The organism is Pseudomonas sp. HS6-2 (assembly GCF_049325675.2).
GTDB lineage: Bacteria > Pseudomonadota > Gammaproteobacteria > Pseudomonadales > Pseudomonadaceae > Aquipseudomonas > Aquipseudomonas putida_N.
Genome location: NZ_CM143906.1, coordinates 935,689 through 958,898, shown reverse-complemented (window position 1 = coordinate 958,898; position 23,210 = coordinate 935,689). Strand labels below are relative to the sequence as shown.

Annotated in this window: 17 protein-coding genes and 1 pseudogene; 7 read left to right on the top strand and 11 right to left on the bottom strand. The window is 63.4% G+C overall.

The annotated features are described in order from the left end of the window. Positions 1–3: 3 nt before the first annotated feature. Positions 4–2,766, bottom strand: a complete 2,763-nt coding sequence (locus ACOKS3_RS04445) for an RHS repeat-associated core domain-containing protein (RefSeq protein ID WP_103445657.1) — start codon at positions 2,764–2,766, stop codon at positions 4–6. 297 nt (positions 2,767–3,063) lie between these two features. Here ACOKS3_RS04445 and ACOKS3_RS04440 point away from each other — a divergent pair, with 297 nt between their 5' ends. The 3 genes from ACOKS3_RS04440 to ACOKS3_RS04430 all read left to right on the top strand — a co-directional run bounded on the left by ACOKS3_RS04440 (position 3,064) and on the right by ACOKS3_RS04430 (position 6,536). Further along, complete coding sequence (locus tag ACOKS3_RS04440) at positions 3,064–3,285, top strand: hypothetical protein (protein ID WP_422763346.1); 222 nt, start codon at positions 3,064–3,066, stop codon at positions 3,283–3,285. Positions 3,286–3,489: 204 nt separating this feature from the next. Next, a complete protein-coding gene (locus tag ACOKS3_RS04435) occupies positions 3,490–4,824 on the top strand; it encodes an OprD family porin (RefSeq protein ID WP_422763345.1) in 1,335 nt (444 codons plus the stop codon). Positions 4,825–5,039: 215 nt separating this feature from the next. Further along, on the top strand, positions 5,040–6,536 hold the full coding sequence (locus tag ACOKS3_RS04430; RefSeq protein WP_103445659.1) for a GGDEF domain-containing protein: 1,497 nt from the start codon (positions 5,040–5,042) through the stop codon (positions 6,534–6,536). Here the strand turns inward: ACOKS3_RS04430 and ACOKS3_RS04425 are convergent. Then, positions 6,533–7,009 carry a ferritin-like domain-containing protein gene (locus tag ACOKS3_RS04425; RefSeq protein WP_103445660.1) on the bottom strand — a complete coding sequence of 159 codons (477 nt, stop codon included), beginning with the start codon at positions 7,007–7,009 and terminating at the stop codon, positions 6,533–6,535. The genes ACOKS3_RS04430 and ACOKS3_RS04425 overlap by 4 nt on opposite strands. A gap of 201 nt (positions 7,010–7,210) precedes the next feature. Between ACOKS3_RS04425 and ACOKS3_RS04420 the strand changes: the two genes are divergently transcribed. Beyond that, positions 7,211–7,432: a DUF3820 family protein gene (locus ACOKS3_RS04420; protein WP_079229690.1), complete on the top strand. Its 222-nt coding sequence runs from the start codon at positions 7,211–7,213 to the stop codon at positions 7,430–7,432. A 107-nt stretch (positions 7,433–7,539) separates the two neighbouring features. Here ACOKS3_RS04420 and ACOKS3_RS04415 read toward each other — a convergent pair whose 3' ends face one another. From ACOKS3_RS04415 to ptsP, 3 genes are read right to left on the bottom strand one after another with little or no spacing between them, the layout of a single operon-like run. Next, entirely contained in the window at positions 7,540–9,270 is a 1,731-nt protein-coding gene (locus ACOKS3_RS04415) for a PTS fructose-like transporter subunit IIB (protein ID WP_422763344.1), read from the bottom strand. Then, positions 9,267–10,214, bottom strand: a complete 948-nt coding sequence (gene pfkB, locus ACOKS3_RS04410) for a 1-phosphofructokinase (protein ID WP_422763343.1) — start codon at positions 10,212–10,214, stop codon at positions 9,267–9,269. The genes ACOKS3_RS04415 and pfkB overlap by 4 nt, the downstream gene beginning before the upstream one ends. Continuing rightward, positions 10,215–13,067: a phosphoenolpyruvate--protein phosphotransferase gene (ptsP, locus tag ACOKS3_RS04405; RefSeq protein WP_103445663.1), complete on the bottom strand. Its 2,853-nt coding sequence runs from the start codon at positions 13,065–13,067 to the stop codon at positions 10,215–10,217. 297 nt (positions 13,068–13,364) lie between these two features. Here ptsP and cra point away from each other — a divergent pair, with 297 nt between their 5' ends. Together cra and ACOKS3_RS04395 are read left to right on the top strand one after the other, a co-directional pair. Further along, entirely contained in the window at positions 13,365–14,360 is a 996-nt protein-coding gene (gene cra / locus ACOKS3_RS04400; protein WP_103445664.1) for a catabolite repressor/activator, read from the top strand. A gap of 2 nt (positions 14,361–14,362) precedes the next feature. Further along, positions 14,363–15,139 carry a TatD family hydrolase gene (locus ACOKS3_RS04395; protein WP_103445665.1) on the top strand — a complete coding sequence of 259 codons (777 nt, stop codon included), beginning with the start codon at positions 14,363–14,365 and terminating at the stop codon, positions 15,137–15,139. Between the two features lie 40 nt (positions 15,140–15,179). Here the strand turns inward: ACOKS3_RS04395 and ACOKS3_RS04390 are convergent, their stop codons facing one another. From ACOKS3_RS04390 to ACOKS3_RS04370, 5 genes and pseudogenes are all read right to left on the bottom strand, one after another. Beyond that, positions 15,180–15,884: a methyl-accepting chemotaxis protein gene (locus ACOKS3_RS04390; protein WP_422763372.1), complete on the bottom strand. Its 705-nt coding sequence runs from the start codon at positions 15,882–15,884 to the stop codon at positions 15,180–15,182. Positions 15,885–16,037: 153 nt separating this feature from the next. Further along, a pseudogene (locus ACOKS3_RS04385) lies at positions 16,038–16,241 on the bottom strand (HAMP domain-containing protein); the annotation flags it as partial. A 1,064-nt stretch (positions 16,242–17,305) separates the two neighbouring features. Then, positions 17,306–18,136 (bottom strand): regulatory signaling modulator protein AmpE, encoded by an 831-nt coding sequence (gene ampE, locus ACOKS3_RS04380; RefSeq protein WP_103445667.1) that lies wholly within the window; start codon positions 18,134–18,136, stop codon positions 17,306–17,308. Continuing rightward, a complete protein-coding gene (gene ampD, locus ACOKS3_RS04375; protein WP_422763342.1) occupies positions 18,133–18,705 on the bottom strand; it encodes a 1,6-anhydro-N-acetylmuramyl-L-alanine amidase AmpD in 573 nt (190 codons plus the stop codon). The genes ampE and ampD overlap by 4 nt, the downstream gene beginning before the upstream one ends. 89 nt (positions 18,706–18,794) lie before the next feature. Next, positions 18,795–20,939: a DUF1631 domain-containing protein gene (locus ACOKS3_RS04370; protein WP_422763341.1), complete on the bottom strand. Its 2,145-nt coding sequence runs from the start codon at positions 20,937–20,939 to the stop codon at positions 18,795–18,797. 245 nt (positions 20,940–21,184) lie between these two features. Between ACOKS3_RS04370 and nadC the strand changes: the two genes are divergently transcribed. Then, entirely contained in the window at positions 21,185–22,033 is an 849-nt protein-coding gene (gene nadC / locus ACOKS3_RS04365) for a carboxylating nicotinate-nucleotide diphosphorylase (protein ID WP_103445670.1), read from the top strand. 54 nt (positions 22,034–22,087) lie between these two features. On the opposite strand, the gene trxB is transcribed toward nadC, so the two are convergent. Next, positions 22,088–23,050 carry a thioredoxin-disulfide reductase gene (trxB, locus tag ACOKS3_RS04360; protein WP_085673809.1) on the bottom strand — a complete coding sequence of 321 codons (963 nt, stop codon included), beginning with the start codon at positions 23,048–23,050 and terminating at the stop codon, positions 22,088–22,090. Positions 23,051–23,210 lie beyond the last annotated feature (160 nt).

The window sequence follows — 23,210 nt, the reverse complement described above, 5'->3', positions numbered from 1 at the left end:
GAGCTACATTGCCGCTGCTCTCCCCCCACACGCCCTCAACTGCCGCAGTCGGTCACTGACATAGTAACGAATTAAATGGTATTTTTTCGAAAACCAATTTTTATTACTCTGGCGATGGTCTCGCTCCTCTCCCCTCTCCAAATCCGCTCTGAAGTTATCATTCGCCGACGGCTTGATGTGAATGGCTATGACTTCAACGTCGTACAAAAATTCCATGTGCAACACTGAATGCAACTCAACGCCAGTAACTTCCATGCCAAGTGCCTCCACTATCCTTTGAGTATGCCGGCCGTTCCCACGGCTTGCCAAAAAACGCTCGGTAATTATACGCTTACGCTCTTCAGGTGATAAAAGCCCTTCCTCTGGAGTAAGGGTCACAGCTGAAATCGCATCTTTATTGATCACATCCCACCGCAACAAAGTTTTTGGCAGCTGTCCGTAGAAACCATGGAATTTTGATATTCTTCTGTATTGCTCAAGGACCACTGTTGAGGCGTGCGTGAGTGTCTCCGGCATTCTGAAGTTACTTCTAAACACCCACACATGAGGCCTGAACTCATTTCGAAACCCAACCCAGTCGTCCACATTCTTGTACTGAGAATGCACTGTGTACTTCTCAGCGTGCACAATATGGTCAATTTCAGAATCCATCACATCGTCGTTATCGGATCTCTCATTCAGGCGCGCGACCACATCAGGAGTAGACGGATACCCAGGCAGTTCCTGGTCAACAAGCTCATTGAGATCGATTGAGTTCTGGCCATCGGCATCAAGGAAACTCACGGGTGAGTTCTTTGCCATTCGAAACAAATTTATTCCATCCAGCGTACCTCCAGGATCAGCACTCAACCAACGTCCGATTTCCGGTTGGTAATAGCGCCAACCGTAGCAATACAACCCCGTCGCATCCCGTTCCTTGCCCGCATGGCGCAGCGCTCGTTGCGTCATGCTGTCGACTTCAGTCGCAGGTTCATCCGCGCCAACAGTCCCGCCATAAGGCGCATATTCCTCACGAGCGATGACCTTGCCAGCGGCGTCCGTCTCACCGCCCGAACTGTTCAGGTGATCGCTGAAGGCAAAGCGCAATTGCACCTCACTCTTGAGCTCGTTCATCACCAAACGAGCGGTACCCACCGTTGTGATGACCAGATGACGCTGGAGTTCGGACGCACCGGCCAGCAACCGCTGGCGCACTTCGAAAGCGTGGGAATACGTGGTCAAGCTGGTCTGCCTGCCGTTACCGACTTTTACCGAGTGAACTTTGCGAGTCCGGCTCCCACCCTCAGCGTAGTGATAGCGTTCACCGTCATCATCTTCATACTTGCGCCTGACCAGGCTGACAGCCTTGAGTTGGTTGTCCGTATGCCAGTGCAGAGTATTGCCATCGGCTAGCTGTTTCTGCAGACCTCCAGGCAAGAATCCCGTCCCGAATGCCAAGCCTTGGCCTTTCACAACAGCACGATTGCTGCTCCGGGCAACTTCCAGTTCGACCGTGCGCTGACCTTCTCCTGCGTTATGCCGAATCAGCCAGAGATTGTTCCCGTCATCATAGGAATACTCTTCCGTGTAGGGCGCCCAAACTTGGCCAGCGCTCGGGTCAGCACGGGCGCCTGATAAGGGATGATGCCGGGCCGCAGGTACCCGCTCTCGACCCGATGCAAAAACCAGACGGTTCAGCGTGTCATAGGCGTATCGCCGAAGCCCCGTGGTCTCCAAATTGTTATGCCATTCCGGATCCGCACCCTGATCATCGAGGCTCAGGATATTGCCGGCTGGATCGTGTTCGTAATGCAGATCACTGATCAGCAGGCTACCCAGAGGATGGCCTGCAGGGCGAGCGGTCAGGTGTCGCTTGAGGCGAGGGATTCGAGCGTCATATTCATATCGGTCGACGACGCCGTTACCAGTCATCTGCTCCAGCAATCTGGAATCCGCGGCATAACGAGACTCGCGCAAGGTGACGGCTTCCTCGACCTTGCCACCCTTCATGTAACGGACCCGCGTCTGCTCGCGTGCGCCGCTGATGCCGTAACGCTCGAAGGTAGTGACACCGGCGGCATGAGTGGTACTCAGCAGGGCGCCGGTGGCGTCGAGCTGATTCAAAACTTTCAGGGGAGCCTCAACATCTTCTTCTGTGGTACGAGACCAATCCGGCTGTTCTATTGCAACCTTCAAAAGGCATTGCTCGAACGCCAAGGATTGGCCCGTCAATGACAGGCCGAGAGATCGGTCGATGCCTGCGTTGTTGCAGGATTCCCACAAACGTCCAGCGAGATTGTGGGCCTTCCAGTACGCTTTTCCCGCAGGTGCATAGCTATAGCGTTCACGTACACGACCTGCGGCACCGGCAGCCGTTTCCGTCAACGACAGTGGCCGCCCACTGAGCGAGGCTGCTTCGTAGGTCATTGCAGTCGCCGTCTGTTGAGCATTGAGCGACCAGAACGGGCGCCCGGCACTGTCCAGTAAACGCAGGGAGAGATCGCCGTCTGCGGTATGCAATGACAAGGGTCGACCGTCAAGGGCAGTGACCGTAACCGCGTCGGCGTTTGCGGTCGCCTCGTTGAGCAAGGCTCGCGCACCGAATATCCGTGTTGCCCGGGTTGACGGATCCTTGACTGTACGTTCGATCAACAGGCGCGGCAAAACGCCCGGGGTACGCGCCGCACGGTAAAGCGTCAATGTACGGAAAGGGCTGGTGACTGTCGGCGTGCCTGCATGCAGCGCAGCTGCCTGTGCTCGCATTTGCCTGGTCGAACGCGCTGCCATGTCGTGCCTGCCTCGCGGTTCGAGAAGTGATCGGAAGCCATGCCACAAGCATCTGACCTGACACGCCACATGTCACCTGGCAAAAATGATAGTTCCGTGGAGCAAGGCTGCTTCCATCATTGACCGCACAAGCTGTCTAGCACGGGGCTTTCAGGCTAAAGTCCAATTGCTTTCCGAGCGATAATTACCTTTTGCGCAACAGTGCTTATCACTAAAGACGCTGTTTCCAGGGCATTAAACGGACTAACTTTACCCCCGTCCTCATAGCACTTGCCCCGCAAGAAGGTAGTTTTAAACATGTCCAACAGTATGGGTATTGCCAGCGTTTTCGTTCTGTCGTCCCTGTTGTTGTCGCCCCTGGCCATGGCCGAAGAATCCCCGGCTTTCGTAGCGCGTACTGCAGAACTTGCCGCTGCTCACCAAGACTCCCGCGAAGCCCTGGCACACAAGGCTGACGCCGGCAAAGACGCAGAACAGACAGCTTCGAAAGTTTCCACCGACGCCAATGCCGATAGCTGATCGCGCGTCGCACCCGCTCCTGTTTTCCCTTGGCTACGCCATGGGCACCGTTGGTGCCGATATGTTAGCCTTTTAAAGCCGCTGCCGATCAGCGGCTTTTTTTATGTGCTCTAACTCTCAGCCCCGCCGTAACGTACACCTATAAAAAGACGCACATTCAAAAATAAAAACTGCCCCACCGTCAGACCAAAGGAGCTAGTACCGGTGCCTTCCGCGTTTCGTTTTACCCCGCTGTTCATTGCGTTGACTGCAACGATCCCCTTCGCCGCCCAGGCAGATGAAGACAAGGCTGATGGCTTCATCGAAGGCTCGTCCTTCAACCTGCATTTTCGTAATGCCTACTTCAACCGCGACAACCACAACGCCGGCGTGCGCGACACCCGCGAGTGGGGCCAGGGTGCGGTCGCCCGATTCGAATCCGGCTACACCCCGGGTGTGGTCGGCTTCGGCCTCGACGCCCACGCCATGCTGGGCCTGAAGCTCGACGGCGGTGGCGGCCATGCCGGCACCAGCATCCTGCCCGAGCACATCAAGGACAACGGTGAACTGGGCGCCGCCCCGCACTCGTTCTCCACGGCCGGTGCAGCGGTCAAGCTCAAGGTGTTCGACACCGAGTTGAAAGCCGGTGACCTGTTCATCACCAACCCGGTGATCGCTGGCGGTGAAACCCGCATGCTGCCGCAGACCTTCCGCGGTGTGAGCCTGACCAACCACAGCGTCGACGGCCTGCTGCTCGAAGGCGGCCAGGTCAGCTTCACCCACCCGTACAACCAGAGCGGTCACCGTCGTATCGACACCTACTACGGTTCGCTGGATGAGCACGACAAGAGCAAGCACCTGAACTGGGCGGGCGCGTCGTGGAGCGGTACCGAGAACATCACCACCAACCTGTACGCCGCCGAGCTGAAGGACATCTGGAACCAGTACTACGCTGACTTCGACTACACCTACGTGGTCAACGACTTGGTCAGCCTCAACCCGGGCGTGCACTTCTACCACACCCAGGACACCGGCCAGGCGCTGCTGGGCAAGATCGACAACAACACCTACAGCCTGCACTTCACGGTCAACGCCGGTTACCACAGCGTCACCGCCGCCTACCAGCGGGTCAACGGCAACACGCCGTTCGACTACATCAACCTGGGCGACAGTGTGTACCTGGACAACTCACGCATGTACTCGGACTTCAACGCCCCGAACGAGCGTTCGTGGAAGCTGCAGTACGACTACAACTTCGCCGGTATCGGCATCCCGGGCTTGAGCACGTCACTGTCGTACTCGCGCGGTGAGGCGGATCTGGCCAAGGCCACCCAGGACACCAGCCACTACGACTACTACCGCGCCGATGGCAAGAACGCCATGCACTGGGAGCGGGACCTGGACGTGAAGTATGTGTTCCAGGAAGGTGACCTGAAGGATCTGGCGGTGCAGCTGCGCTATGCCACCCACCGTGGCAGCCAAGGCTATGCCTCGATCGACAGCAACAGCGACAACGATGAAGTGCGGGTGATCGTCGATTACCCACTGAACATCTTCTGACCTGAGACCGCTGGCGAGGGCTTTGCCCTCGTTTCGCGACACAAGGCCGCCCCTACAGAAATCCTGCAGGAGCGGCTTTGCCGGGGCGCCGGACCGGTCGGATTGGGCTGCAAAACAGCCCCACACGCATTTCCGTCGGACAAATGTTGTCCGACAATCCGCACTTCCCTAGAATGTCGCCCGCCGCAAATGGCCCTGCCTCAGCAGTAGCGCGCATGCCCACTCGATCACCGCGTTTCGCACTCTACAGGTCGCACCCCGAGCTGATCCTCAACCTGGGCAGTTGCCTTGCCGTGCTCGCCATCGTGGCCATCGTCAGCTACCTGCTGGCCCGCGAGCGCGAAAACGTCGAGCAATCGGCCATGCGCTCCTCCAGCAACATCGTGCAGTTGATCGAAAGCGATATCCTGCGCAATGTCGAACTCTACGATCAGTCCCTGCGCGGACTGATCTGGGCCGTGCGGCACCCGGAGGTATTGAAGGTTGCCCCCGAACTGCGCCAACAGATCCTGTTCAATCAGACCTTCGCCGCCCCGGTGCGAGGTGACATCCTCTGGCTGAATGCCAAAGGCGATGTGGTCGGTGACTCGATCAGCATCAAACCACGCCAGGCCAACTTCGCCGACACCCCGGCGTTCCAGGCTCATCGCGACAACCCGCACCTCGGCTTGTTCATCAGCCCACCCTTCAAGGCAAGGCTGGGCGACCTCGACTGGTGCATCAGTTTCAGCCGGCGCATCTCTGCAGTTGACGGCTCCTTTGCAGGGCTGGCCGCAGGCGCGTTGCGCCTGTCCTATTTCAATCAGCTGTTCCAACGCCTGGACATCGGTGATGAGAGCAGCATCAACCTGCTCAATACCGACGGCCAGTTGCTCGCCCGCCAGCCAACCCGGGACAAGGATCCGCTGATCGGCACCAACTTCGGCGACCGGCCCAACTTCAAACGCATCCTGGGAGAACGCAGCGGCAGCTTCACCGCCAGATCCAGCGTGTACGGCACCCAGCGTATCTATACCTTTGCCCGGGTTGCCGACCTTCCCTTGATCGTGCTCGTGGCGCATTCGGCCGAGGAAGTCTTCCAATCGTGGCGACGTACCGCCATCGTCGTCAGCGTCGCAACCGGGGTGCTGTGCATCGGCATTCTCTGGCTGACCCTGCTGCTGAGTCGCGAACTGCGCCGCCGCCACGAAGCCGAACAAGGGCTGGCGACCCTGGCCGCCACCGACAGCCTGACCGGCCTGGCCAACCGCCGCCGGCTGGACCAGGTACTGCGCCAGGAATGGTCGCGCGCGCAGCGCAACCGCAAGCCGTTGGCAGTACTGATGGTGGATGTGGATCACTTCAGGGCATTCAACCAGCGCCATGGCCATGCAGGGGGTGACCATGCGTTGCGTGAGGTCGCCAGCACGCTGCAACTTTGCATTCGCCGTCCGGCCGACCTGGCTGCACGGTATGGCGGCGAAGAGTTTCAGGTGCTCTTGCCGGAGACAGAGCTGGCCGGCGCATTGGTACTGGCTGAGCGCATCCGCGCGCAGGTCGAATCACTGGCGCCATTTGCTGACGATCATCACGCGGTGACGGTGAGCATTGGCGTCGGGGTCTATACCCCCGGCACCCAGCAAGATCTCACACAAGTGCTGGGTGCCGCGGACGAAGCGCTCTACCGGGCCAAGGCCAATGGCCGCAACCGGGTCGAGGGGCCGTTGGACTAGGAACGGGCGCGGGCGGCGTTGCGCAGCGCTTTCACCTGGTCGTGGTTACGCTGTACGCCCTGCAGTTGCTTCTCTACCAACGCATAGCTCGGATCACTGGCCATGCGGCCAAGCTTGACCAGTTTCTCGCGTGCTTCCTTGTAGGCCTTGAGAGCATGGTCTTCACCGCGCTCCACTTCATTGAGCACCGCTTCCTCATCCTTGCCGGTGACCATCGACTTGAGGTTGACCCAACCACGGTGCAGGTCGCCGCTGATGCTGGTGGAGGTTTCCGGGTCACCGCCCAGGCGGCGCACTTCGCTCTGCAGCTCAGCCGCCGCACTGGCGCATTCACCGGCACGCTGGACGAAGAAGGCTTTCAGTTCGGGGTTTTTCACATCATCGGCCGAGGATTTGAAGCCTTTTTCGCCATCCTTGCTGTATTCGACCAGGTCGTTAAGTACGTCGATCACGTCTTTGTTGGGGTTGCTCATGGTACGAACTCCTTCGCAGGTGATAGTCATCAGTACCGGAGCAGCCTTCGTGCCAAGCCATGATCTAAAAATAAATCCTTTTAAATCATAAAGTTACGCTATATGAAGCGAAGCCTGAAAACGGCGTTATGCATGATTGCCGCTTGGGCGCTCGTGCAGATTGCAGTATGGTCGCCGCTCATTCACTGCCAGGCTTCGTCGATGAAACCGGAAATGCTCGAACTGCTGGTTACCCGCACCATGCCCTTTGGCAAATACCAGGGGCGGATCATTGCCGACCTGCCGGGGGATTACCTGGCCTGGTTCGCACGCAAAGGGTTTCCGGCGGGGGAACTGGGTGGGTTACTGGCCTTGATGCACGAGGTCGACCACAACGGCCTTGGCGATCTGCTGGTGCCGTTGCGGCAGAAGCATCGGCGCTAAGCTGTACCGGCCCTTTTACGGGACAAGCCCGCTCCTACAAGCAATCATGCTATCCCTGTAGGAGCGGGCTTGTCCCGCGAAAGGGCCGGCAATGCCAACAGAAGGCTTCAACCTTTCACAGGCACAACGGCCAACTCCACCCGCTCGCTCTTCTTGATCACCGCATACACCACTGCCGTCACCAGGCTTCCCGCGACAATCGCCAGCAGATACAACAGCGCATGGTTGATCGCATTGGGGATCAGCAACACGAACAGCCCGCCATGGGGCGCCATCAGCTTGCAGCCAAAGTACATCGACAGCGCACCGGTCAAGGCGCCACCGGCAATGCTCGCCGGGATCACTCGCAGGGGGTCCTTGGCCGCGAACGGGATCGCCCCTTCGGAAATGAAGCACAACCCCAGCGCCAGCGCCGCCTTGCCCGCCTCGCGCTCGCTCTGGGCGAACTTGCGCCGGGCGAGGAAGGTGGCGATGCCCAGGCCGATCGGCGGCACCATGCCGGCAGCCATGGTCGCCGCCATCGGCGCATAGCTGGAGGACGCCAACAGCCCCACCGAGAAGGCATAGGCGGCCTTGTTGATAGGCCCGCCGAGGTCGACACACATCATTCCGCCCAGCAGCAGCCCGAGCAGGATGGCGTTGGTGGTGCCCATGCTGTCGAGGAAGTGCGTCAGCCCTTCGAGCATGGCCGCCACCGGCTGACCGACCACGTAGATCATCACCAGGCCGGTGAACAGGCTGGCCAGCAGCGGGATGATCAGGATCGGCTTGAGCGCATCCAGGCTGCTCGGCAGGCGCGCCCAACGGGCGATCGCCTTGGCGCTGTAGCCAGCGAGAAAGCCGGCGACGATGCCACCGATGAAGCCGGCACCCAAGGTGCTGGCCAGCAGGCCGCCGATCATGCCCGGCGCCAGGCCCGGGCGGTCGGCGATTGACCAGGCGATGTAACCGGCGAGCAGCGGCACCATCAGCTTGAACGCCGCCTCGCCGCCGATCTGCATCAGCGCGGCGGGCAGGGTGCCCGGCTCCTTGTAGGCTTCGATGCCGAAGACGAACGACAGGGCGATCAGCAAGCCGCCGGCCACCACCATCGGCAGCATGAACGAAACACCGGTCAGCAAATGCTTGTAGACGCCGGTTTTCTCAGCCTTGGCAGATGCTGCCGATGCAGCATCCGTGGCACTTTCGACCCTGCCCTCGGCCAGGGCCTTTTCCAGGGTCGCACGCGCCTGCTTGAGGGCGATACCGGTGCCGCAGCGGTAGATACGCTTGCCGGCAAAGCGAGCCGTTGGCACCTCGATGTCAGCGGCCAGCAGCACCACATCGGCATCGGCAATGGCCTGGGCCGATAGCGGGTTGCGCGCGCCGACCGAGCCCTGGGTCTCGACGGTGAGCTGGTAATCCAGCTGTTGCGCCGCCTGTTGCAAGGCTTCGGCCGCCATGAAGGTATGCGCCACGCCCGTTGGGCAGGCGGTGACCGCGACAATCCGTACAGCCGCTGAAGGCACCGCGCTGACCGGTTGGGCAACCAGCACTTCGGCCTTGCCCGCGGCCTCGTCGAGGAAGCCCTCACGGTCGGCCAGGGCCTGTGCCGGGGTGCTCTGGTACAGGCGCTTGCCGGCGAAGCGCGCAAGGTCCACTGCCCCGGTGGCGACCACCAGCACCCAATCGGCCTCGGCGATCTGCGCAGGCGTCAGCTGGCGCTCTGGATGTTCGGCATCCTGTACCTCGACACTGGTGCTCCAGCCCCGGCGCTGGGCGGCAGCCGCCAGCAGGCGGGCGCTGAGCACGCTGGACACCTGCCCGTTGGGGCAAGCGGTGACAATGGCGATGTTCATCGGCAACCCTCTTGTTGTTCTGTCAGTTGCACGGCGGCCTCCAGCTGCGCGAGTTGCTCGCGGTCGCAGATGCCGAAGCCGACCTGGGTCACGGCCTGCGCGGCGATGGCCGTGGCACGGCGCAAGGTCTGCTGTGGGCATTCCGCTGCCAGCAGGCCGTGGACCATGCCGGCGACCAGCGAATCACCCGCGCCTACGGTACTCGCCACCCGCACCTGGGGCGGGCGCGCCTGCAGCGCCAGGCCAGCGGTAAACCAGCTGACACCCTGCTCGCCCGCCGACACCACCACATGCTCGACACCACTGGCCAGCAGTTGCCCGGCAGCGGCGCGCTGCTCGGCGGCGGTATGCACGGCCAGGCCCAGCACTTCGCCCAGTTCTTCGGTATTAGGTTTGACCAGCCAGGGGGCGCTCTGCAGGCCGGCACGCAGCGCGTCACCGCTACTGTCGAGGGCCACCTTGAGCCCGTGTGCCTGCAACTGCTCGAGCAGTTGGCGGAACCATTCGGGGCTGATGCCACGCGGCAGGCTGCCCGCGACCACCACCGCGTCGTGCCCGGACGCCACTTGCTGCAGGCGGTGCAGCAGCTCGGCGCAGGCGGCGTCGTCGACCTCTGGCCCCAAGCCGTTGATGTCGGTGACCCGACCATCGGCCTCGACCAGCTTGAGGTTGCTGCGGGTTTCACCGGCCACCCGCACGAAGCAGTCGGCAAAACCGCGCCGGGCGATCAGCGCCTCAAACGGTTGCAGGTTGTCGCGGCCCAGGAAGCCCCCGACAGTGACGCTGTGGCCCAGGTCGGCCAGCACCTGGGCCACGTTCAGGCCTTTGCCCGCCGCGTGGCTTTGCTGGTCGTGGGCACGGTTGACGTGCCCTGGGCGCAAGGCGTCGAGGCTGACGGTGATGTCCAGCGCCGGGTTCAGGGTCAGGGTGAGGATCTTGGCCATTCAGTAACGCTCCACCAACGCGCGAACCGCCGCAGCGCTGTCCTGTTGCAAGGCCTCGCGCGCCAGGGCGCGGGCCGTTTGGTGATCAGCCTGGCGCACCAGGGCTTTGACTTCGGCAATGCTGCGAGCGGCCACGCTCAGCTCGTCCACATCCAGGCCTAGCAGCACGGCCACCGCCTGCGGGTCGGCGGCCAGTTCGCCGCACACGCCTACCCACTTGCCCTCGGCGTGGGCCGCGCGCACGGTCATGTCGATCAGGCTCAGCACCGCCGGGTGCAGGCCGTCGGCCTGGGCAGACAGGCTCGGGTGACCACGGTCGATGGCCAGGGTGTACTGGGTCAGGTCGTTGGTACCGATGCTGAAGAAGTCCACTTCGCGGGCCAGCTGCGGCGCCAGCAAGGCGGCGGACGGCACCTCGACCATGATCCCGACCTGCAGGTCGGCGACCGGGGTTTCCAGGCGCAGGCGCTCGACCATGGCCCGCGCCTCACGCCATTCGTGAATTTGCCCGACCATGGGGAACATGATGCGCAGGGGCCGCTGATCGGCGGCACGCAGCAGGGCACGCAGCTGCTCTTCCATGATCTGCGGGCGCTGCAGGGTCAGGCGCACACCGCGCACGCCAAGGAACGGGTTTTCTTCGGCGGCGATCGGCCAGTAGGACAACGGCTTGTCGCCCCCCACATCGAGGGTGCGCACTACCAGTGGCCGGCCGCCCAGGCCGTCGAGTACGCGGCGGTACTCCGCTTCCTGGGTAGCGACATCGGGCGCCTGGGCGTGGGCCATGAAGATCAGTTCGGTGCGCAGCAGGCCAACGCCTTCGGCCCCCTGTTCCACCACCTTGTCGATACCGCTGCTCTCGCCGATGTTGGCGAACACTTCGATGGCGTGGCCATCGCGGGTTACTGCCGGTTCATGGCGCTGGGCCCAGGCGGCTTGCAGGCGTTGTTCGCGCAGGTCGCGCTCGGCCAGGGCGCGTTGCAGCTCTTCGGCGGGCGGCGCGACGCTGACCACGCCGCGCTGGCCGTCGAGCAGCAGCGGCGTGCCGGAAGCGAGCAGCAGGATCGCCGGGCCCGCACCGACCACCGCCGGGATGCCCAGGGCACGGGCGACGATCGCGCTGTGCGCGGTGGCACCGCCATGAGCGGTGACGATGCCGGCGACTCGGGCCGGGTCCAGACGAGCGACATCGGAAGGGCCGACCTCGCCCATGACCAGCACATAGGGTTGTTCCGGCTCGGCCTGGGCCTGCACGCCGCACAATTGGGCCAGTACCCGGCGACCAATGTCGCGCAGGTCGGCAGCGCGCTCGGCCAGCAGGGCATCGTGCAGGGCTTCCTGCTGGCGCGCTGCGGCTTCGATCACCGCCATCCAGGCCGCCGCCGCACTTTCGCCTTGGGCCAGGCGGGCGTCGACATCGTCGCTCAGGGCCGGGTCGGCGAGCATTTCCTGATGGGTGACGAAAATCTCGCCAATCGACTTGTCGCTGCGCTGCACCAGCGCCTGCAGTTCGCCATTCACGGCATTAAGCGCGTCGCGCAGCTTCAGGCGCTCCTGGGCGGGCGAGTCGCCGCGCAGTGGATAATCGATATCGCGCTCGACGCAGACATGCGCCGGGCCGCTGGCAATACCGGGGGAGGCACTGACGCCCTGGACGCGGCTGCCCGCAGTTGGGGCCTGGAGTGTTGAGGCTGCGCTGGCAACGACCGAGGCGGTGGTTTGCACCAGCGGCTCAACCTCTTCGCCCAGGCCTTGCTCAATGGCGGCCAGCAGCACGGGCAAGGCATCGCCGGCAATCGACGGTTCAGCGCTTAGCTCAAGCTCCTGACCACGGCGGGCGCCGAGGCTGAGCAACTTGCTCAAGCTCTTGATCGACACCGCCGGCTGCGCGCTGTCGAGCACACGCAGGCGAATTTCGCCCTCGAAACCCTTGGCCAGTTGCGCCAGCACCTTCGCCGGCCGGGCATGCAGCCCATGCGGGTTGGCCAGCACGATACGCGCAGTGGGCCAGTCAAGCGGTGCCTCACCGCCCAGCACTTCGAGCACCGCACGACTGCTGGTGGCCTGGTAGAGCGTTTGCCCACGGCCTTCGATCAGCACTTCACACAGGCGCTCGAGCAGCGCCTGGTGGGCTGCACCGAGGCTGGCCAGGCAGAACAGGCCATTGAGCGGCTGGTCGCGATATCGCAGGGGCTGCTGCGGGGTGATAAAGGCAAGGCCGGGTTGGCGCACCTGACGCTCGCTGTGCAGCCACCACAGGCCCTCGCCCAGTGGCAGGGGGTCGGCCTGTTGCAACACGCCCGCGAAGCCGCTATCGACGCAACCGGCGCGCTGCAGCAGACGCGCACCCCGCCAGGCCAGCTCATCAAAATCTTCAGCTGGCAGGTTCAGGCCGACCAGTTGCGCGTCCAGCGCCAGTTCCTGCGGCGCGCCTTGCAGCAGCTTGAGCAATGCCTCGGCTGAGCTGGCCCGGCGCAATGCCTCGGCCAGGTCGGTTTCGCCGAGGGCGCGGGTCAGCAGTTGCAGCAGGCGCAGGTGTTCGTCGGAACGGGCGGCGATGCCGATGGCCAGGTAGACGATCTGGCCATCGCCCCAGTCCACGCCTTCGGGGAACTGCAGCAGGCGCACGCCGGTGGCGAATACCAGCTCGCGGGTCTGCGGGGTGCCGTGAGGGATGGCGATGCCCTGGCCAAGGAACGTCGAGCCTTGCGCTTCGCGCGCCTGCAGGCCTTCGAGATAACCTTCGGCAACCAGGCCGTCGGCCACCAGCTGATCCGCCAGCAGGCGCAACGCCCCGGCCTTGTCGGCGGCCGTCTGGCCCATGGCTATCTGCTCTTTGGCGAGCTCGAGCATGACCTTCTCCTTTTGCAGCCCCAGCTTGGTTTTGATGCCGGGTACTGAGGTATTGTTGTGATATTCACAGAATCAGCCAGTTCGACAGCCTTGCACGGCAGGCAGCCGAGGCAGAAAAATTTATAGCTGAAACGTTTAATCTGACCAAGCGGCCACGTTACTCGATAATCTTCCGAGGAAAAAGCCCCATCCTGTCGGACAATTGCGACAATGGTCGCCTGCGCGTGGCGGCCAACACGGGTCAAACTACCCGGTCCTGGTTCCGTAGCCAGTCCCGGTAATAACAAGGAAAATTCGGTGAAACTCAGCGATATCGCCCGTCTGGCCGGTGTGTCAGTAACCACTGCCAGTTATGTCATCAATGGCAAGGCCGAACAGCAGCGCATCAGCAACAGCACTGTCGAGCGGGTGCGCGCGGTAGTCGAGGCCCATGGCTTCACCCCCAACCCGCAAGCAGCCGGCCTGCGCAGCCGGCACACCCGCACCTTGGGCTTCATTCTCCCGGATCTGGAGAACCCCAGCTATGCCCGCATCGCCAAACAGCTCGAGCAAGGCGCCCGCGCCCGTGGCTACCAACTGCTGATCGCCAGCAGCGACGACCAGCCCGACAGTGAGCGCCAGTTGCAGCAGCTGTTCCGCGCCCGCCGTTGCGATGCCCTGTTCGTCGCCAGCTGCCTGCCGCCGGAGGACGACAGTTACCGTGAGCTGCAGGACAAGGGCCTGCCGGTGATCGCCATCGACCGGCGCCTGGACCCAGCACACTTCTGCTCGGTGATCAGTGACGACCGCGATGCCAGCCGCCAGCTGGCCCACAGCCTGCTGGCCACCGCGCCCAACAGCATCGCGCTGATCGGTGCCCGCCCGGAGCTGTCGGTCAGCCAGGCCCGCGCCGGTGGTTTCGACGAAGCCATGCAAGGTTTCGGCGGCGTGGTCCGCCGCTATCAGGGCGAAGGCTTCAGCCGTGAATGCGGCCAACGCCTGATGCAGCAGCTGATCGACGAACAAGGCGGCTTGCCAGATGCCCTGGTGACCACCTCTTACGTGCTACTGCAGGGGGTATTCGATACCTTGCAGGCGCGCCCGGCCGATTCGCGTCAGCTGCACCTGGGTACCTTCGGTGACAACCAGCTGCTCGACTTCCTGCCACTGCCGGTCAACGCCATGGCCCAGCAGCACGGCCTGATCGCCGCCACCGCGCTGGAACTGGCCCTCGCCGCCATCGAGGAAAAGCGCTACGAGCCCGGCGTGCACGCCATTGGCCGGACCTTCAAGCAACGCATCAGCGCGGCCTGACCATGCGCCTGATCGACACCCACACCCACCTGGACTTCCCCGACTTCGACGCCGACCGCCCGCGCCTGCTGGCCAACGCGGCGGCGCGTGGGGTGGAGCGCTTGGTGGTGCTGGGGGTGTACCAGGCGAATTTCCAGCGGGTGTGGGACCTCGCCTGCGCCGAAGGCAACGTGCATGCGGCGCTGGGGCTGCACCCGATCTACCTGGAGCAGCACCGGCCGGAACATCTGACGCAACTGCGCGACTGGCTGGAGCGCCTGCAGGGTGACCCTCGGCTGTGCGCGGTGGGCGAGTTCGGCCTGGACTACTACCTCGAAACGCTGGACAAGCAACGCCAGCAGGCATTGTTCGAAGCACAGCTGCAAATGGCCTGCGACTTCGCGCTGCCTGCCCTGTTGCACGTGCGTCGCAGCCACGCTCAGGTGATTGCCACGCTCAAGCGCTACAAGCCGGCGCGGGCGGGGGTGATCCATGCCTTTGCCGGCAGCTACGAAGAGGCGCGCGAGTACATCAAGCTGGGCTTCCGGCTCGGCCTGGGCGGTGCAGCGACCTGGCCGCAGGCGTTGCGCCTGCGCAAGACCCTGCCGCGCCTGCCACTGGAAAGCATCGTGCTGGAGACCGACTCGCCAGACATGGCCCCGGTGATGTTTGCCGGGGAGCGCAACAGCCCGGAGCATTTGCCGGAGATTGCCGCAGCGCTGGCGGAACTGATGGGCCTCGAGGCTGAGAGACTGGCTGAGGCCAGCAGCCGTAATGCCTGTGAGCTTTTTGGCTGGTAGTACCCGCGAAGAGGCCGATACAGGCTACACAAGGCCGGCATTAGACTCTGAACGCCCCGATCAAGCGCTTCAACTCCACCACCTGCGTCGACAACACCCGGCTGGCATCCTCGGTCTGGCAAGCGCCTTGGGTCGTATCCTGCGCCGCCCGGTTGATCGCGACGATATTGCGGTCGATGTCATGGGCCACCGCCGTCTGCTGCTCGACCGCTGCGGCGATCTGCTGGTTCTGCTCGACGATGCCAGCCACCGCGCCAAGGATATTGCCCAGCGCCTGCTGCACCTGGCGCGCTTCATCGACAGTGCCCGCGGCCATCTGATGGCTGCTGCCCATTGCCCGCACCGCCTGCTCCACGCCGTCGCGCAGGCGCTGGATCATCTGCGCGATCTGCGCGGTGGAGTCCTGGGTACGCCGGGCCAGGGTACGCACTTCATCGGCCACCACGGCAAACCCTCGGCCCTGCTCACCGGCCCGCGCCGCTTCGATGGCCGCATTCAACGCCAGCAGATTGGTCTGCTCGGCAATGCTGCGAATCACCTCCAGCACCTGGCCAATGGCCTGGCTGTCATCGGCCAGCCGATTGATCGCCACGACGGTCTGGTCGATTTCCTCGGCGAGGCGACCGATGCTGTGTTGCTGGCTGGCCACCAGGGTACGGCCGTTGGCGCTTTCCAGGTTGACCTGCTGTGCACCGTTGGCCGCCAGCGCGGCACTGCGCGCCACCTCCTGCGCGGTGGCACTCATCTGGTTCATCGCCGTGGCCACCTGCTCGATCTGCTCACGCTGGCCACTGACCGCCTGATTGCTCCGCGCTGACACGGCCAGCACCTGCCCGGCCTGCTCCTCGACCGCGACCACGGTGCGCCCGACCTGGTCGATCAGGCTGCGGATACGGCGCACGGTTTCGCTGAAGCCCTGGCCCAGCTCACCCAATTCATCACGGCTATGGGCCTGGAAGCTGACCGTCATGTCGCCTGCGGCCACTTTGTCCATGGCACCGCCCAGCCGGCGCAAGGTGGCCCGGGTCGAGACATAGAAGCCGCCATACAAGTACAGGATCAGCACGAAGACACCGGCCAGCAGCGTGCCCAGGGCGAGCATGCGCAGGCGCTGCTCGGCCAGGCGTTCCTGCAACTGCCCCTGCAGGTGCGCGAGCACGGCCTCGTTAAAGCGATAGGTCTGCGCCATCAGTTCGCTGACCTGCTGATAGAACGTCGGCCAAGGGGTATCGAGCGTTTCCGCCACCACCACCTGCTCCTCGAACAAAGACGCAGCCTGCCTGACCGTCGCCTGGCTGGTTGCTGCCGCGCCCTCCAGACTGGTCTTGGCGGTCCGGTCCGTGGCCAGGGCATCATCCAGCCGCAAGGCATAGTCGGCGCCAAGGCGATCAAGGCGTTGCAGCAGGTCTTCGAAACGGGCACTGCCGGCAGAGTCGATAAACCCCCGCCCCAGAGCAACGGCGCCCATGGCCCGGCCTTCACCCAGAGCCTGGGTGACTTGCGCCGTGGCAACCCCGAGCAGTTCGCTAAACTGGCGCACCGAAGCCTGGCGGTCCTGGCTCAGTCCGGACTGGCTGACCACCTGCTTCCCCAGTATCTGGGCCTGGGCCAGCAGTTTGTCGAACAGCGCGGCCTTGTTCTGCAGAGAGGATTCCGCCCGGGCACTGGCAAATGCAGTGGCCAATTCCTCGAGTTTGCCTTGGGGTACCGCCTCATCCCCTTGCAGCGTGCGCAACTGCGCCTGGACCTTGTCCTGCAAGGCAGCGATACGCGTCTCCAGGTCCCCCGCCTGGCCAGACTGGCCAAGCACGGCATTAACCTGCAACAGGTTACCAAGCGCCTCCAGGTCGGCGCGCAGGGTCAGGCTGTCCGCCAGCGGGGCAATGCCCTGCAACTCGGCGCGGGTGGCATGGAACTGCTGGTAGGCATCGCGCACCAGATAAAAACTGGTGGCCAGCATGGGCAGGAAGAACAGGACGCTGACGAGGCTGAACTTCTGGCCGAAGCTCAGCCGATTCATCAATGCGATGGCCGGGTAGAGCAGACGCTTCACGGGGCACCTCCATGGATTCTTGTTGTTATGCAGAGATAGCACTAGGCCACTTGTATAACGCAGATCGAATCGGAGGTTTGTAACTTAAGGTTAACCGCTGCCCGCGAAGGTGCTCACACCAGCACTGTCCACAGGGCAAACCCTGCATACCACAACACCGCACAACGCAGCAGCAGCTCCCACAGGCTGTCCAGACGCCCCAGCCCGCGCTGGGGGTCTTCTTCCTCGGGGATATCATCGGCAATGCGCCCGACCCTGGCCACCAGGTGCCCGGCGCTGATATGCCAGTTGAGCAGCTCGTGCAGCATCACCCGCATCACCGCGACAAAATTGCCGACCAGCGCGAAGCTCAGGGCGAGCATCCGCACTGGCAGCCAGTCCATGACATGCCGCAGCTGTTCGGCACGGGCCTTGAGCGCAGGCTGGCGGCTATGCTCACCCGTCAGTGCCAGCAGACGGTAGGCCAGCGCCGCGCCAGGGCCGAGCACGAAGTACCAGAAGATCACCGCGAAGAAGCTCTGGTAGGCCTGCCACAACAGGTAACCTTGCACACGCACCAGCAGGCTGTGGGGCTCGTCGGCCGCCAGGCCCAGGTCGCGCTCGGCCACATGCAGCGCGGCCTGGTCGTCGCCACGCCGCCAGGCATCGCGGAATGGCCCGAGGGAAGCCTTGGCATCACCGCGCCCCAAGCTGTAGATCAGCACCAGCAAGTGCACCGGCAGAGCCAGCAAACCGTAGGCCACCGGGTCCAGCACGTGCAGCAACAAAACCAGTACCGCCACCGGCGCCAGCACCAGGATCGCCAGTGTCCACCAGGGATGCACTTTGCCGCTGCGCTCCAGTCGCACCAGCTCGCCCAGGAAGAAGCCGTCTCGTTGTACCTGATGGCGCAGCGCAGAGAACTTCTCTACCCACAGCGCCAGTAACAGCACCAGAAAACTCATGCGTTGTCCTCGTTGTCCCTCACGGCCTTGCGGTAACGCGCCCAGTCGAAGGCCGGGCCGGGATCGGTTTTGCGCAGCGGAGCAATGTCGCTGTGGCCCTGAATGCGGTCAAGGTCGATCACCGGCCAGGCGGCCTGGATCTGCCGGGTCAGTTGCTCCAGCACGGCGTACTGGACATCGGTATAGGGCAGATCGTCGGTGCCTTCCAGCTCGATCCCGATGGAAAAGTCGTTGCAACCCTCACGCCCGTCGAAACAAGACACGCCGGCATGCCAGGCACGGTCGAGCAACGACACGAACTGGGTCACCGCCCCGTCACGCTCGATGAACAGATGCGCCGAGACGGTCAGGTGGCTGATGCTGGCGAAGTAAGGATGTTCGTTCGGGTCCAGGCGGTTCTGGAAGAACTGCTGGACCTTGCCGTTGCCGAAGCAGGACGGCGGCAGGCTGATGTTGTGGATCACCAGCAGGGAAATCGCTTCACCCTCCGGGCGGGCGTTGAAGTTCGGCGAGGGGCAGTGGGTGATTCCGTTTCCGTGGAACCAGCCAGTGGCACGGTCCAATTGCATGAGGCAGATCCTGAAAAACACCGGTACAGAGCTGCAGTATGCCTTGCACGCGGGCGGCAGTGCATGTGAATGATTGTAATGTCGTCGGCTCAGTGCACCTGTTGCTGGCGCAGGCCTCCGAGCACGGCTTCCAGTGCCCGCTCGAACAGCAGGCCATCATCCAGCAAGCGCGCCTCGCCTCGGCGCAGGGCCTGCGCCAGACCGGCCGAGTTCCATTCGCGCACCTTCATCCCGGTACGGTTGGCGAAGACCAGGCGATCGCTGCTGTCGATGCGCGCGACCAGCTTGCAGCGCAGCGGCTCGTCGTCATCGAGCACTTCTACCCAGGTGCCGATCCGCAAGCGCTGCACCTGGCGCAGCTCCGCCGCGTGCCCACCGAATTGACGCAGTGGCGCGCAGGCGGACTCTTCGGCGATGGCCAGCACGATGTCTTCGGCCACCAGGACTTCGACCAGTTCATGGCTGTCATCTGGCTGTTCGGCCCCCGCACACGCACGCAAGTGCAGTTGTTCCAGTTGCAGGAAGAATTCGCGGGTGGCCGCCGAGTCCAGCGCCACACTGGCCAGGCCGTTACGCAGTGACTTGAGCAGGCCTGGCACTTGTTGCAGTAACACCTGCGGCGGTTGATGCGGGGCGACACTGGCTAGCAAGGTATCCATGGTCGCCAGCGCCTGCTCCCAGGCTGGGGACGCTTCGCCCTGCTTCAGCCAGGCCAGCAACAGCACCTGGCTCCAGGCCTGCACCAGCATGTGCACGACCGCCTGCGGTAAGGTGCGCCCACGCAAGCGCTGGTTGAGCGCCTGCTGCACCTGCTGGCGGGCCTGCAAGGCACGGGCACGCCCTTCCTCGGCATCGCGCGTACGCTGTTCCAGCAGTTCGTTGCGCCGGCGCTCGTCCTGGCTGAAGGCGAGAAATTCCTCCAGCAGTTCGGCGAACAGCGAGGCATCTTCGGTGAAATCGTTGAGCAGCCGCTGGACGATGCGCTCCACGCGCAGATGCAGGCTGTCGCGCAGGCCTTCGCTGCCGGTTTCCCAGCCGATCGCGGCAGCGGCAATCTCATTGAGCAGGCGCCGTGCCGGGTGGCTGGTACGGCTGAACAGGCCTTTGTCCAGCAGCGCTACCTTAAGCAGCGGAATGTGCAGGCGAACGATCAGGGCACGCAGGCTCAGCGGCAGGTTGTCATCGGCGGCGATGTAGGCGAACAGCAGGCCGACCAGGTTGATCATGTCCTCGTCGGCACAGGCGATGCGCCGGCGCGTACCGCTGCGTACGCTGACCCGCAGCAGCAGTTGTTCAAGTTGCTGCCCCAGGTCGAAGTCGTCATCGTCAATCGTGGCCGGCACATAATGCTGCAGGTGCGTAAGCAGGCGCAGCAAGTCGGCGGTGCTGATCGGCTCTGCACTGGCAGCGGCTTGCAGGCGCGGGGCGATGTGCCCTCGGCAAGGCGCCAGCAGGCCTTCCAGCGAACGCATGAAGGCCTGCCCGGCACTGTCTGCCCCCATGGCATCAGGCTCGCGGTTGGCCGGCACGCGCCGCGCACTCAGGCGGCGGTCTTCGGCGCGCCGACGCGGTGCTGGCTGCAGCTCCGGCATCACGCCCGCAGCGGCCAGCAACTGGTTGGCTTCAGCATAAAGCACGTCGATGTCACGCAGCACATAGCGCTCGAACAGCTTGAGCAGGATCAGCTTGACCCGCAGGCCCACACCCAGGTTGCGCCCGGCATCGAGGAAATAGCCACACAGCGCAGCAGGCCCGAACGGGTTCTGTAGTTCGTCGAAGCTGCGCGCAAGCAGGCACTGCAAACGCATGCCCAGTTGCTCGAGGGCGAGGCCATCACGCGACAGCACCCGGGCAACCATGCCGTCGACGGCGACGGCACGCTCCCTGTACGCCTGATTTTTCGACGCCTGCTGGCCCAGCGGGTCGAACTGGCCGATCCGGGCGAAGGTGTCGTAGAAGATATCGAGAAAGCCGCGTTCGATGTGCTTGCGCTTCAGGCGCAGGTCCCGCATGGCTTCGAAGTACAGGTTCTGGTCGAAGCGGTCGGCTGCCCGATCGGCCATTTCGAAAAGCGTGTCGTCGGCATTGTCGAACAGCGCCTGCAGGCCCTGGCGCAGTTGCAGGGCAGCCTTGTCACGCACTTGCAGAAGCAACACCGGGAGGCAAGGCAAGGGCGTGCGTGCGCCTCGATCGATGGCAGCCGCCAGGGGCACCACCTTGCCTTCTTTATGCATCCCGGACTCCTTGCTGGGTAATGTATTCGACAGCGCGAAAAATCGTCAAAGCTATGACGCCAATTGTTAGGCGCCATTATCGGTAAAAATGCCGACAGCTGCCAGCACTCTTCACTGGCCGGCAAGTGACTCTGTTTTCGGGAAAATGCTCATTTGATCTGACCAGTGGTCACCTGCAAGGCAAGCTGTACACGGCGTAGCCCCCCTGCCCTATAATCGCCGGCATCTAGCTTGTGGAGCCGACCATGCCGAACCTACGCCTTGCCGACCTGACCGCCGAGATCGAAGCCAATGTGCGCCGTGCACTGCTGGAGGACATCGGCAGCGGCGACATCACCGCGCAGCTGATCCCGGCCGAGCGCCTGGCCAAGGCCACCATCATCACCCGCGAAGACTGCGTGATTGCCGGCACCGCCTGGGTAGATGCCGTGTTCCGTCAGCTTGACCCGCGCGTGGCCGTGCACTGGCAGGTGGCCGATGGCGAGCGCGCCACCGCCAATCAGCCGCTGTTCCACCTCGAAGGCCCGGCGCGTTCGCTGCTCAGCGGTGAGCGCAGCGCACTGAACTTCCTGCAGATGCTGTCGGGTGTGGCCACCCGTGCGCGCTTCCTGGCCGACCTGGTCGAAGGCACCCAGGTGCAGCTGCTCGACACCCGCAAGACCCTGCCGGGCCTGCGCCTGGCGCAGAAGTACGCAGTCACCTGCGGCGGTTGCCACAACCACCGCATCGGCCTGTATGACGCCTTCCTGATCAAGGAAAACCACATTGCCGCCAGCGGTGGCGTGGCCGAGGCCGTGGCGGCTGCGCACCGCATTGCCCCGGGCAAGCCGGTGGAAATCGAAGTGGAAAGCCTGGATGAACTGCGTCAGGCGCTAAATGCGGGCGCCGACATCATCATGCTCGACGAGCTGACCCTGGATGAAATGCGCGAAGCGGTGCGCATCAACGCTGGCAAGGCCAAGCTGGAAGCCAGTGGCGGGGTCAACGAAACCACCCTGCGCGTGATTGCCGAGACCGGCGTCGACTATATCTCGATTGGCGCCATGACCAAGGATGTGAAGGCCGTGGACCTGTCGATGCGACTGAGCCTGTGAGCGAATCGCAGGCATGAAAAAACCGGCCAGATGGCCGGTTTTTTATTTCCTGAATCAGAACGAGGCGTTGGCCAGGCCGTCCAGGTAACGCTCGACGTCCAGTGCTGCCATGCAGCCGGCACCGGCCGAGGTGATGGCCTGACGGTAAACGTGGTCAGCCACATCGCCCGCAGCGAACACACCTTCGACGTTGGTGGCGGTGGCGTTGCCTTCACGGCCGCCGGCAACCACCAGGTAGCCGTCCTTGAGGGTCAGCTGGCCTTCGAACAGCGAGGTGTTCGGGGTGTGGCCGATGGCGATGAACACGCCGTCGACCTTGATTTCGTCGCTGCTGCCATCGTTGTTCTTCAGGCGCGCACCGGTCACGCCCATGTTGTCACCCAGCACTTCGTCCAGGGTGGCGTTGAGCTTGAGCTCGATCTTGCCTTCGGCAACTCGGGCGTTGAGCTTGTCGACCAGGATCTTCTCGGCGCGGAAGGTTTCACGGCGGTGCACCAGGGTCACCTTGCTGGCGATGTTGGCCAGGTACAGCGCTTCTTCCACGGCAGTGTTGCCGCCGCCGACCACGGCGACCGGCTTGTTGCGGTAGAAGAAGCCGTCGCAGGTGGCGCAGGCCGACACGCCCTTGCCCATGAACGCTTCTTCCGACGGCAGGCCCAGGTAACGGGCGCTGGCGCCGGTGGCGATGATCAGCGCGTCGCAGGTGTACTTGCCGCTGTCACCCTGCAGGGTGAACGGCTTGTTGGCCAGGTCGACGGCATTGATGTGGTCGAAGACGATTTCGGTCTCGAAACGCTCGGCGTGCTCCTGCATGCGCTGCATCAGGGCCGGGCCGGTCAAGCCGTGGGGGTCGCCCGGCCAGTTGTCGACTTCGGTGGTGGTGGTCAGCTGGCCACCCGCCTGCATGCCGGTGATCAGCAGTGGCTTGAGGTTGGCGCGGGCGGCGTAGACCGCGGCGCTGTAACCGGCAGGGCCGGAACCAAGGATGATGACGCGCGAATGACGTACTTCAGACATGTCGAACTCCTGTCGAGCGGGCCCAACGGGGCCGCCAGCTGGAAATTAAAAAGGACCTGCGCAGCACTTGGGGAAGTGCTACAACGCACAGGCCCTGAAAGCGGAAAGTTGAGCGCACTGTAGCGAGGTGGCAGAGATTAAGGAAATATCCTTCGACAAT